The 11019-nt window shown below is 61.2% G+C and carries 11 protein-coding genes; 8 read left to right on the top strand and 3 right to left on the bottom strand.

All coding sequences use genetic code 11. The annotated features are described in order from the left end of the window. The first annotated feature begins 398 nt into the window (after positions 1-398). From NTW95_07695 to NTW95_07670, 6 genes are all read left to right on the top strand, one after another. A complete protein-coding gene (locus NTW95_07695; protein ID MCX6557293.1) occupies positions 399-935 on the top strand; it encodes a hypothetical protein in 537 nt (178 codons plus the stop codon). 64 nt (positions 936-999) lie between these two features. Beyond that, on the top strand, positions 1000-1455 hold the full coding sequence (locus NTW95_07690) for a hypothetical protein (protein MCX6557292.1): 456 nt from the start codon (positions 1000-1002) through the stop codon (positions 1453-1455). A 99-nt stretch (positions 1456-1554) separates the two neighbouring features. Beyond that, positions 1555-2331, top strand: coding sequence for a rhomboid family intramembrane serine protease (locus tag NTW95_07685; GenBank protein MCX6557291.1), 777 nt, complete (start codon positions 1555-1557; stop codon positions 2329-2331). A 20-nt stretch (positions 2332-2351) separates the two neighbouring features. Then, a complete protein-coding gene (locus NTW95_07680; GenBank protein ID MCX6557290.1) occupies positions 2352-2738 on the top strand; it encodes a RidA family protein in 387 nt (128 codons plus the stop codon). A gap of 317 nt (positions 2739-3055) precedes the next feature. After that, entirely contained in the window at positions 3056-3439 is a 384-nt protein-coding gene (locus NTW95_07675; GenBank protein MCX6557289.1) for an ATP-binding cassette domain-containing protein, read from the top strand. Continuing rightward, on the top strand, positions 3439-4131 hold the full coding sequence (locus NTW95_07670; GenBank protein ID MCX6557288.1) for a dipeptide/oligopeptide/nickel ABC transporter ATP-binding protein: 693 nt from the start codon (positions 3439-3441) through the stop codon (positions 4129-4131). Before NTW95_07675 ends, NTW95_07670 begins: the two co-directional genes overlap by 1 nt. 14 nt (positions 4132-4145) lie before the next feature. Here NTW95_07670 and NTW95_07665 read toward each other — a convergent pair whose 3' ends face one another. From NTW95_07665 to NTW95_07655, 3 genes are all read right to left on the bottom strand, one after another. After that, on the bottom strand, positions 4146-6092 hold the full coding sequence (locus NTW95_07665) for a S9 family peptidase (protein ID MCX6557287.1): 1947 nt from the start codon (positions 6090-6092) through the stop codon (positions 4146-4148). 213 nt (positions 6093-6305) lie between these two features. Then, positions 6306-6827 (bottom strand): flavodoxin domain-containing protein, encoded by a 522-nt coding sequence (locus NTW95_07660; protein ID MCX6557286.1) that lies wholly within the window; start codon positions 6825-6827, stop codon positions 6306-6308. A gap of 140 nt (positions 6828-6967) precedes the next feature. Next, positions 6968-8572, bottom strand: coding sequence for an amidase (locus NTW95_07655; GenBank protein MCX6557285.1), 1605 nt, complete (start codon positions 8570-8572; stop codon positions 6968-6970). Positions 8573-8705: 133 nt separating this feature from the next. Here NTW95_07655 and NTW95_07650 point away from each other — a divergent pair, with 133 nt between their 5' ends. Both NTW95_07650 and NTW95_07645 read left to right on the top strand, forming a co-directional pair. Then, positions 8706-9611 (top strand): 4Fe-4S binding protein, encoded by a 906-nt coding sequence (locus tag NTW95_07650; GenBank protein MCX6557284.1) that lies wholly within the window; start codon positions 8706-8708, stop codon positions 9609-9611. Then, on the top strand, positions 9608-11011 hold the full coding sequence (locus NTW95_07645) for a hypothetical protein (protein ID MCX6557283.1): 1404 nt from the start codon (positions 9608-9610) through the stop codon (positions 11009-11011). Before NTW95_07650 ends, NTW95_07645 begins: the two co-directional genes overlap by 4 nt. The last annotated feature ends 8 nt before the right edge of the window (positions 11012-11019 follow it).

The following is an 11019-nucleotide window of genomic DNA, read 5'->3' as shown; positions in this document are numbered from 1 at the left end:
CTTTTTACAAAGATTTTTTATTGCTAATAAGCGTCATAGTTCCCCGGGCTCTGCTGGCAGTCAGCACTATGGAAGTTGGGCGGACGAATGACCGTAGCGTCACCCTGCGCGATTCCTGGGCCAAGATCGAGAAGTCGCAGCAGGAAAAATAAACTTTTTATTGGATGGAGGGATCATGGAAAATCGGAACGGCGAGAAGATCGGCTGGATCGGGGGCTGGCTGGGCTGATTCATCCTGCCAGCGAAAAATTCCCCACGAATCTTGCGCTTCGGGAGTTGACAACGCGGTTGCATTAACTGAAAATCACCCTAAGAAGGCAACACCTTTCCCGGTTCCTTGCTGCCGGCCCGGCTGCACAACGAGGAAGTCGTTGTCCGATTTAATAAGGAGGTTTCGCATGAAAGAAAAAATGATGTTGGGTTGCGTATTGCTCGTGGCCGCTTCCGTATGCTTGACAGCGCAAGCTGGATCTTGGAAAGTGGTGGGAAAAACCGGCGACTGGGCCGGGACCATCGCCGGTGTCGCGCTGGACGGCAGGATCTATACGGCCGAGTCCAGCGGAGCTTTGTATGTCACCGATCCGGCCACAGGTGTCTGGAAACAGATCGGGAAGAGCGATTTCGCCAACACAAAATTCCTGTTTGCCGCGGGGGGAAAATTGCTTTCCATTGAAAAAGATGGCAGCCTGTACGCCATTGGCCCGGTGGACGGCTCATGGCGAGGGGTCGGAACGGCCGGCAGCTGGGCCGGCACGATCGCGGGCACGACACTAAATGGGAAAATGTACACGGTGGAGACGAGCGGTGCCCTTTACGTCACCGACCCGGCCTCGGGTATCTGGAAGCAGATCGGGAAAAATGATTTTGCCAACACAAAATTTCTTTTTGCCGCGGCGGGCAAATTGTTTTCCATCGAAAAAGACGGCAGCTTATGAAACCGCTACGGCCAGCGGCTTTTGGAAGCAGCTGGGACAACCTGCTTTCGGTGCGACTCGCTTCATGTTCTGGTGCGGCAGCAATTTGTATACGATCGAAAAGGGAGGAAACCTTTACCAGGTGAACGTGGGCGGAACCAGCCAATCGGGCGCACCCGCAGCGACGCAAACGGCGATTAATGAAAAAAGTTCCGCCGCCGTCGCCGGCAACCTCACCTTCGCCTTCATGGGCAAGTGGGTGGGTGACACGGCCACGTATGAAAAGGATCCGGTTTACAAGGAGGCTGTCAAAACCAGCCCGGAGATGGCCAAGGCGGCGCTGGGAATGCTGAAGACCATGGTCATGAACGTGACCCTCGACGGCATGACCATGGAGATCATGGGCGAGAAGATCGGGCCGATCCAGTTCACGGTCATCAAGCCGCCATCCCGCCAGGACATTCTTTTCCTCGATGCCAAGCACATCAAGATGGCTGAGAAAGGCAACGAGGCCAAGGCGCTGTTCCTGGTCAAGCAATAACCTACGGGAAGGAAACCGCCGCAACCGTCCGAGGTGCCATTTACTTTAGCAGCGCCGCCTGCTAAAATTGATGCTCTTTTTGGGGGACGATCATAATCCATGTTCATACCGCTCAAGGATTACAACCCGACCCGGCGCACGGCCGTGGTCACCATCCTGCTCATCCTGCTCAATTTCTCGGTCTTCATTTATCAGGCCTACCTGTCCGACGAGCACCTGCGCCGGCCCCTCACCGCCTCCGACTTGCAGCCGCTGAAGTGGCCCTCCAGCCTGGAATACTTCGTGATCAAAGACGGACTCATCCCCCGGGAGATCAAGGAACTTCAAAACGCGGAAATCCCGGTAGGCACCGACCGCTGGGGCAACGAGGTCGTATTCCACCGCCGGGTTTCTCCGCTGCTCAGCCTGCCGCTCTCCCTTTTCATGCACGGCTCCTGGCTGCACCTGCTGGGCAATATGCTGTTCCTGTGGATCTTCGGCAACAACGTCGAGGACCGGCTGGGCCGCTTCACGTTCGCCCTGTTCTACCTGCTATGCGGCGTCGGCTCCAGCCTGGTGCATGTGGCCTTCAACCTCGACTCGCTGACGCCGGTAATCGGCGCCAGCGGGGCCGTTTCCGGAGTCATGGGCGCCTATTTGCTGCTCTTTCCCAGCGCCCGCATCCGCACCCTGGTGTTCGTTTTCGTCCTGCTCACCTTCGTGGACATCCCGGCCGCGGTTTTCCTGGTCATCTGGTTCGCCTTTCAATTCTTCTATGCCGGCGGCGGCGCCAGCATCGCCTGGCTGGCCCATGTGGGCGGATTCCTCCTGGGCATGGTGCTGCTCACGATTTTGCGCAAGCGCGAGGAAGCGCTGCCGGTCGATCTGCCGCAATAAACGCAACTTAGGAGATCATGATGAAAAAGCAAGCCGTGAGCACAAGCTCGGCACCGCGCGCCCTGGGCCCGTATTCCCAGGCCGTGCGCTGGGGAAACTTGCTGTTCCTGTCGGGACAGGTGGGCATTGATCCGCAAACCGGCAAGCTGGTCGAGGGCGGGGTGGAAGCGCAGGCGCACCAGGTTTTCGCGAACATGACCGCCGTTTTGGCCGCGGCCGGGCTCGATTGCAGCTGCCTGCTCAAGACTACCGTGTTCCTGAAGGACATGGCCCATTTCAAGGCGGTCAATGAGATTTACGCCGCCCATGTTCCCGAGCCCTATCCGGCCCGCTCGGCCGTCGCGGTCAAGGAGCTGCCCCTGGCGGCCGAAGTGGAAATCGAGGCCGTGGCGTTAATCGCCAAATGACGCGCGGCGCCGCGGGTTTTTGATGTTCCTGCTCGGAACCCGGGGCCTCTGGGTCGAAAGGCGCGGCCCCGGCCCGCGGCAGGCGGTTTTGCGGGCAATCGACCTGGCGCTCGCCCGCGGCCGGGTCACCGCGCTGCTGGGCGAGACCGGCGCAGGCAAGACCATGCTGGCCAAGACCTTGGCCGGGCTGCTGCCCGGCGGCTTTTTCGTCAGCCGCGGTTCGATCGCCTTTCACGGCGCCCGCCTGCGTACGGCAGCCGACTGGAGGGGGATAGATCGGCGAATGCAGCCGCATCAACGCGGTCGAGCTGCTGGAAATGATGGCGGCGCTGCATTTCGCCCAGCCGCGGCGCATCCTGGCTTCCTACCCCTTCATGCTCAGCGGCGGCGAGAACCAGCGCTGCCTGCTGGCCATGGCCCTGGCCAGCAGGCCTGAGCTGCTGATCCTGGACGAGCCGACGGCCGAGCTCGATGCCGTTGCCCAGGACGATTCCCTGCGCGTGCTGCTCGACTGTCAGCGCCGCTACGGGCTGACCGTGCTGCTGATCTCCCATCATCTGGACCTGATTAAGGAGTGCGCCCAAAGCCTTTACATCCTTTGCGCCGGAGCGATCGTGGCCGCGGGAACGCCGACGACAGTGCTGGCCGCCCCTGGCCATCCCTACGTCCGGGAGATCGCCGCCTTCCTGGGGACCTGCTGATGGAGGCCCGCTTCCGGCTGGATAACGTGAGCAAGACCTACCAGCGGCAACGCTGGGGAAAGTCGACGGTAGGGCATAAGGCCCTGGACGGGGTGAACCTGGATCTTGGCGAGCGACAGGCGTGCGTCCTGACCGGCAGGTCGGGGGCCGGGAAATCGACCCTGGCCAGGATGATCGTCGGCCGGGAGCGGCCCGACAGCGGCCGGGTCCTCTTTCAGGGACGGCCGCTCGCCCTGTCCAGCCGCGCCGATTTCAATCGCCGCAACCAGCTGATGTCTCAAAATCCCTTCCTGGCAGTCAACCCTTGCTTCACCATCCGCGAAATCGTCAGCGAACCGCTGCGCATCGCCGCCGTTGAACCCGAAACGGTCAGCGAAAAATTGTGTGCGCTCTTCTCGCTGCTCGAATTGCCCGAGCTTTTTCTGGAGCGCCGGCCGCATGAGCTGTCGGGGGGCGAATTGCAGCGCGTGGTCCTGGCCCGGGCCCTCGCCCTGGAGCCCGACTTCCTGGTGCTCGACGAGCCTTTTTCAGCCCTGGATGACCTGACCGCCTGGCGCATCCTGCTGCAGTTCAAGAAAATCTTTCAGCGCCTGCGTCTGGGCATCCTGTTCATCAGCCACCATCCGCGCCATATCCGTTTGCTGGCTGACCGCGTGCTCGTCCTGGAGAACGGACGGCTGCTTGAGTCCTGAGTCTGGCGTCGCCGCTACTTCAGCAGGAATTCCTTGATGAACAGCACCGTGGCGTAGAACTGGAAGTCGCGGTTGCCCTTCTTGGCGAAGCCGTGTCCCTCGTCCTTGGCCACCAGGTACCAGACCGGTACCCCTCCTTTTTTCAGCGTGTCGCGCATCTGCTCGGCTTCGCTCAAGGGGACGCGCGGGTCGTTGGCGCCCTGGATGATGAACAGCGGCTTGCTGATCTTGCCGCTGTTGTTGAGCGGCGCGATCTTGAGCATGAAGCGGCGCATCTTCGGGTCGCGCTCGTCGCCGTACTCCACCCGGCGCAGGTCCTGGCGGTAGCCGGAGGTGTTCTCCAGGAAGGTCACCAGGTTGGAGATGCCCACCACTTCCACGGCGCAGCGGATGCGCTCGGGATAAAAGGCGGCGATGGCCAGGGTCATGTGGCCGCCGTAGCTGCCGCCGGTGACCATGACCCGCTCGCTGTCCAGGTCGGGTTGGGTCTTGATCCAGTCGAGCAGGGCGGCGATGTCCTTGTAGGTTCCCTCACGCAGGAAGCCGTTGTCCAGTTTGAGGAAGGTTTTGCCGAAGCCGCTGGAGCCGCGGACGTTGGGAAAAATCAAGGCCACGCCGAGTTCGTTGAGGAAATAATTTTCCTGGCCGATGAAAAGCGGGCGTGCCTGCCCTTCGGGTCCGCCATGGATGTCGATAATCACCGGCCTCTTGCCGCTGAAGCGGGCCGCCGGGCGGTACAGGAAGCCGACGATCGTTTTCTGGTCGAAACTTTTCCACTTGATCAGCTCGGGCAGAGCGAACGTTTCGCTGTTTAGGCCGCCGAGCTCGCTGGTCGTCCAGCGCTCGATTTCGTTGTTTTCGATGTCCAGCGAATAGGCGTCGGTGTTGGCGCGCGGGCTGAGATAGGTGAAACCGATGGTTTTGCCGTCGCGGTGCCATTGCAGTCCGGTGATCATCCCCATGGGCAGGGCGGGCAGCGGCAAATCTTTGCCCGCGGCCAGGTCGCGGACATGCAGGACCGCCACCCCCTCCTCGTTGCTGATGAAAGCGATGCGGCCGCGGTCTCGGGACAGGGCGAATTCGTCGATGTCCCAGGGGATGGCGCCGGTCAGGTAGGTGTGCTTGCGGCTGGCCAGGTCGATGTAAGCCAGGCGCACGAATTCGGAGTCCTTGTCGGTCAGGGCGTAGATGCCCTTGCCGTCGCTGCTGAAGGCGGCGTAGTTGTAGGCGATCTTCTCCTTCTTGCCTTTCGGGGTCAGCAGTTCCTTTTTGCCGGAAGCCATGTCCAGCAGCCACAAATAACTCTCGTTGATCGAAATGCCCTCCTGCACCAGCAGCCGGCCGTCGTCGGGCGACCAGTCGAGCGCGCCCCAGGCCCCGCCCTGTACCTGCAGCAGCAGGAGGTCGCTTCCCGGTTCGCGCGGGTCGATGACGCGGATGTCCATGTCGTTCTTGTCGCGGCGGTTGGACTCGTACGCCAGCCGGTCGCCCTTGTTCGACCATACCCCGCCGATGTTGCGCGACAGGCCGTCGGTCAGCAGCGTGGTCTTGCCGCTGGCGAAATCAAAGCGGTACAGCTGGAAATTTTCATTGCCGCCCACGTCCTTGGCGAAGACGATGAAGTCGCCGTTGATCGGGTCATAGCTGGGGCTGGACACCCTTTCCTTGTAAAAAGTGAGCTGGGTCCGGGCTCCTCCCGGCATCTTGACCAGGTGCGCCTGGGAGGCGTCGGCGAAGCGGGTGCTGATGATCATTTCCCGTTTTAACGGATGCCAGTCTTGGAATGAGGCGCTGCGGAAATTGTTGTACAGCGCCACGTCATCGGCCAGGGCGGCGGGGATGGCCGGGATGCCCTCGACGATCAGGTTGTCCCCGGGCTTGAGCACCGCTTCCTGGCTGTTTCCGGCTAAAAACAAACTTAATGTACTGAAAACAACAAGCAAAACCAGGGTCTTTTTCATCTTGGGCCTCCTGCGTTTTAAAATTAATTGTATATTCCCCGATTTTTAATGTCAAAAGGCGATGGGCGAGGGGCAATAGGCTATAGGTGAGAAAAAAAAGAATAAAACGAACCACCTTCTGACCTACAACAGCGGGTCCTATCAGGAAGGGTTTGATGAATCAAACCCCTACATCCGGAATTGTCTTTTTACTTTATCTTCTCTCGTCACTTGTTACGCGTTACGAAGTAATTTGAGCTTGGCAGCGATGGTCCCCGCCCAGACGGTGATGGCGTCCCAGTCGCGGAAATCGCCGAGCGGCGCCTTTACATTTTTAATCATCCAGCGGCCGACGGCGCTCAGCTTCTCGGCGAACACCGCCCCCTGGAAGAGGGCGATGTCAACGGGCTGCACGCGGTCGGCGATGTGCTGCAGGGCCTTGGGGAAGCGCCAGCCCTTGACCAGCTCGATCGGGTCGCCCTTGCCGGTGGGGCCGCTGGAGAATAGCCAGACCTTTTTTTTGGCCAGCGTTTTCTCGTTGGCGCGCAAAAACTGGGCCGCCCCCTTTCTCCAGCCGCCGATGTACACGGCGCTGCCCAAGATAACCGCTCCGTACGACTCCAGGTCGGCCGCCTTGTCGACCGGGAGGACGTCGACGCCGTGGCCTGCTTCCTTCAGGACCTGGCCGATCTTTTCGGCAATCTCCTTCGTCGCCCCGTATTTGCTGGCGTATGCCACCAGGACATTGCTGTTCATTGCAGCCTCCTTTTTTTTTATTAATTAGGGTTTAGGGTCTAGGGGGTAGGGTTCGGTATAAGAACTTGTAGACAATCATAGGTCTTCCAAGTGCCTTCCACTAAACCCTCAACCCTATACCCTAAACCCTCTGTACCCTTTCAGTCAGACACGAGGAACTTCGGCGGCCGGCGGTGCTTCGTCCCCTGCTCGTAGGCGTAGGCGATCTCCAGCAGCAGCGGCTCGCTCCAGGCGCGGCCGGTGAAAGAGACGCCCACCGGCAGCTGGTCGATGAAGCCCATGGGCACGGTGATGCTCGGGTAACCGGCGATGGCCGCCAAAGACGAGCTGCCGCCGATGAAATGGTCGCCGTCGACCAGGTCAGTCTTCCAGGCCGGGGCGCCGGTCGGGGCCATCAGGGCGTCGAGCTTGTTTGCGGCCAGCAGCTTGTCGATGCCGTCCTCGCGGGCGGCCTTGAACATGGCAGCCAGCGCTTTCTTGTACTCGGGCGTTTCCAGCCCGCCCTTGGCTTGCGCCTGCTCGAGCAGCGCCTGGTCGAAGTAGCGCAGTTCGATGGGGTCGGCCTTGTTGAACTCGATCAGCCCGGCCAGGTCCTTGACCTGCGCCGCGGCGTCGAGGCCGGCGAAATACCTGTTGAGCCCGTCCTTAAACTCGTAGAGCATGACCTGGAAGGAGTCGTTCTCCATGTCGCGCTCGGGCAAGGGCTCGATCTCGATCACCTCGGCCCCGAGGCTTTTCAGCTCGGCGGCCGCCTGGCGTAGCAGGACGTCCACCTTGAAATGGTACGCCGCCGAGTTCTTCAGCAGCCCGATGCGCTTGCCTTTCAGGCCGTCGGCCTTCAGGAAGGGCGTGTAATCCGTTTGATAATTCCCCAGTGAAGCCGGCGTCTTGCCATCCGCTTCGTCGATACCGGTCAGCGCCCCCAAACAGATGGCCACATCCTCGACGCTGCGCCCCATGGGCCCGGCCGTGTCCTGGCTTGAGGAGATGGGGATGATGCCGGAACGGCTGATCAGCCCGACGGTCGGCTTGAGGCCGACGATGCCGTTGTTGTTGGCCGGGCAGACGATCGAGCCGTTGGTCTCGGTGCCGATGGCAATGGCGCAGAGGTTGGCCGAGACGGCGACGCCGGAACCCGAGCTCGAGCCGCAGGGGTTGCGGTCCAGCACATAGGGGTTGTGCGTCTGGCCGCCCACGCCGCTCCAGCCGCTGGAGGAGATGTTGGCGCGGAAATTGGCCCATTCGCTCAGGTTGGCCTTGGCCAGGATGACGGCGCCGGCGGCGCGCAGCTTTTTGGCCACCCAGCTGTCGTTGCGGATATAGGAGTTCCGCAACACGGTGGCGCCGGCCGTGGTCGGCATCGTGTCCCGACTGTCGATGTTATCCTTCAGGATGACCGGGATGCCGTGCAGGGGGCCGCGGATCTTTCCCGCCTGGATCTCCCTGTCCAACTCGGCCGCGGCAGCAAGCGCGTCGGGATTGAGGCAGATGATCGAGTTGAGCCTGGGGCCGCTGCGGTCGATGGCCTCGATGCGCTGCAGGTAGCTCTGCACCACCTGGACGATGGTGAAGCGCCCCTCCTGGTATCCCTGCTGCAGCTGGCGGACGGTGATCTCTTCCAGGTTGATGCTGGTGCCGGCCGGGTCGGCGGCCGGGATCCCATCCTTGCAGCCGCAGCGACAGGCGTTGGCAGCGGGCATGGACATGATAATTAAAAGCGCTATATTCAACAATTTTCTTTTCATGCCCGAATTATAGGTTGCCTGCCAAGAAAAAAGCAAATTCAGCGGCCGCCCGTCCCGAATGCCCCGCCCGCCGGCGGTTGCATTTCGCGCCGATTTACAGTAGAGTTTTTCCCAAACAGCAAGGGAGGGCGACATGTGCGAATTTTGCACCCAGCACGGCGAGGGCAAGGCCTGGTACCTCAACGCCAAAAACTACTCCAGCGATCTGCTCGGCGACCTCAGGCGCCGGGAATTCATCGGCCATTTCTACCGCCAGGTGGTGGAGGACGGCAACCGCAAGATCTCGCTGCTGGAGAAGACGCTCCTGCGCGGCATGGACCTGCCCGTCATCGTCCGCAAGAAACTGACCCGCGACATGAAAGTGAACCACTTCGGCCAGGTGCTGCCGCTGGAGGATGTGGACGAGATCCTGGCCATGGCCAAAACCATCACCCGCGTCGCCTGCGGCTGCAAATGGGCCAAGGAGAAGAAGGAGGGCCGCCTCTGCTACGGTGTCACCATGGGGCCGCCCGCCTGGTACGACTCCCTGGACATGGACTTCTTCGGCTCGGCCGAGCTGGCGCGCTTCGAGAACCTGCAGCGCGGGGAAGCGTGGGCCGCCATTCGCGACGCCGACAACAAGGGCTTTGTCCACAGCGTCTGGACCTTCCACACGCCGTTCATCGGCGCCATCTGCAACTGCGAGAAGAGCTACTGCCTGGCCATGCGCTCGAACCTCAACCTGAAGGCGCCGGCCATGTTCCGCGCCGAGCATGTCGCCGTTGTCGACAGCGCCGCCTGCTCGGGCTGTCGCGCCTGCCTGGAACGCTGCCCGTTCGACGCCATCGAGTACAATGTCGCCGAAAATGTTTGCCTGATCGACAAGGCCAAGTGCTACGGCTGCGGCGTGCCCTGGCACCGCGGAAATCCGATCCTGTCGCCGCCGCTATCTGGTAGGGACGGTCCGCGCCGCCCTTGCATTGCCCGGCGCTTTGCCATAAGATATTTTTTTAAGCCGGGACGAACAAACTCGGTGCCCGCTTTTTCGGAGGCAAAATGAAAAAACTGAACGCTTTGCTTTTAACCGTTCTTGCTGTCATGCTGCTGGGACTTGTTGTCCCGGCCGCGGCCGAGGACAACGGCGGGATTGATGCAAGCCTGCTGCGGGAGCTGAAGCAGTCGCTGGTCATGGACGGCCCGACCCGGGCCCTGGTCAACGCCATCAGCAACAACAAGATCAATGACTTGGTGTTGAACCGCGCCATCGTGGCCAGCCACAGCCCGGTGTTCAATGTCCGCATCGAGGCCAGCGGCATCACCAACCAGAAATCGACCGGCCGCTGCTGGATGTTCGCCGGCTTGAACCTCCTGCGCCCGGCGCTGATGAAAAAGTTCAAGCTGGCCGCTTTCGAGTTTTCTGAGACCTATCTGTTCTTCTGGGACAAGCTGGAGAAGGCCAACCTGTTTTTGGAGATGATCATCGCCAACAAAGACAAGGCCTGGGACGACCGCGAGCTGCAGGGCTGGATGGCGACGCCGGTCCCGGACGGCGGCTGGTGGAGCCATTACGTCAACCTGATCGAGAAGTACGGCCTTGTCCCCAAGTCCGTCATGCCCGACACCAGCAACACCGACAGCTCGGCCGCTTTGAACGCTATCCTGGACACCGTCCTGCGCGACGCCGCGGCCGCGATCAGGAACCTCGCCGCCCGTGGCGGCGGCCTGGCGGAAATGCGCGCACTGAAGACAGCTGCCCTGAAGCAGGTCTACCGGCTGCTGGTGCTGCACCTGGGAGCGCCCTGCGAATCCTTCATCTGGAGCTACGAGGACAAGGACAAGAAGACCTATAAAAAAACCTATACACCCCTCGAGTTCGGCCGCGAAGCGGCGGGGAGCGAGCTGCGCCAGTACGTGACCCTGACCGACCACCCGGTCCATCCCTACAACCAGCGCTACCAGCTCCGCTATTGCCGCAACTTCAGCGACGCCGCCGACATGGATTACCTCAACCTGGGGATCGAGAAGCTGAAGGCCTACGCCCTGAAAACGCTGGAGAACAACGAGGCGGTCTGGTTTGCCGCCGACTCGGGCATGCAGATGGACCGCAAGCTCGGCATCATGGCCGAGGGTATTTTTGACTATGCGTCGTTGTACGGTTATGAGAAAAAAATGAGCAAGGCCGAGAAGCTGCAGTACAAGGACCTCTCGCCGGTGCACGCCATGGCCTTCGTCGGCGCCGAGCGCGAGAACGGCCGGGCGCTGAAATGGCTGGTGGAGAATTCCTGGGGCAGCGACGTCGGCGACAAGGGCTACTGGACCATGTACGACGACTGGTTCGACAAGTACGTGCTGGTGGTCATCGTCAACAAGAAATACCTCGGCGCGGACGACCGCAAGCTGCTGGAACTCGAGCCGGTCGTACTCCCCTCCTGGGACCCGCTGGCGTCGCTGATGCGGTAAACGCCCGC

The sequence above is a fragment of the Candidatus Aminicenantes bacterium genome (assembly GCA_026393795.1).
Taxonomy (GTDB): domain Bacteria; phylum Acidobacteriota; class Aminicenantia; order UBA2199; family UBA2199; genus UBA2199.
Note: the sequence above shows the minus strand (reverse complement) of the source record. Positions and strands in the feature narration are given on the sequence as shown.

Bases quoted from the DNA above. Each gene is read 5' to 3' on its own strand.
- NTW95_07685 (MCX6557291.1), top strand. From the start codon at position 1,555: ATGTTCATACCGCTCAAGGATTACAACCCGACCCGGCGCACGGCCGTG.
- NTW95_07660 (MCX6557286.1), bottom strand. From the start codon at position 6,827: ATGAACAGCAATGTCCTGGTGGCATACGCCAGCAAATACGGGGCGACG.
- NTW95_07655 (MCX6557285.1), bottom strand. From the start codon at position 8,572: ATGAAAAGAAAATTGTTGAATATAGCGCTTTTAATTATCATGTCCATG.
- NTW95_07650 (MCX6557284.1), top strand. From the start codon at position 8,706: ATGTGCGAATTTTGCACCCAGCACGGCGAGGGCAAGGCCTGGTACCTC.
- NTW95_07680 (MCX6557290.1), top strand. From the start codon at position 2,352: ATGAAAAAGCAAGCCGTGAGCACAAGCTCGGCACCGCGCGCCCTGGGC.
- NTW95_07670 (MCX6557288.1), top strand. From the start codon at position 3,439: ATGGAGGCCCGCTTCCGGCTGGATAACGTGAGCAAGACCTACCAGCGG.
- NTW95_07675 (MCX6557289.1), top strand. From the start codon at position 3,056: ATGATGGCGGCGCTGCATTTCGCCCAGCCGCGGCGCATCCTGGCTTCC.
- NTW95_07690 (MCX6557292.1), top strand. From the start codon at position 1,000: ATGTTCTGGTGCGGCAGCAATTTGTATACGATCGAAAAGGGAGGAAAC.
- NTW95_07665 (MCX6557287.1), bottom strand. From the start codon at position 6,092: ATGAAAAAGACCCTGGTTTTGCTTGTTGTTTTCAGTACATTAAGTTTG.
- NTW95_07645 (MCX6557283.1), top strand. From the start codon at position 9,608: ATGAAAAAACTGAACGCTTTGCTTTTAACCGTTCTTGCTGTCATGCTG.
- NTW95_07695 (MCX6557293.1), top strand. From the start codon at position 399: ATGAAAGAAAAAATGATGTTGGGTTGCGTATTGCTCGTGGCCGCTTCC.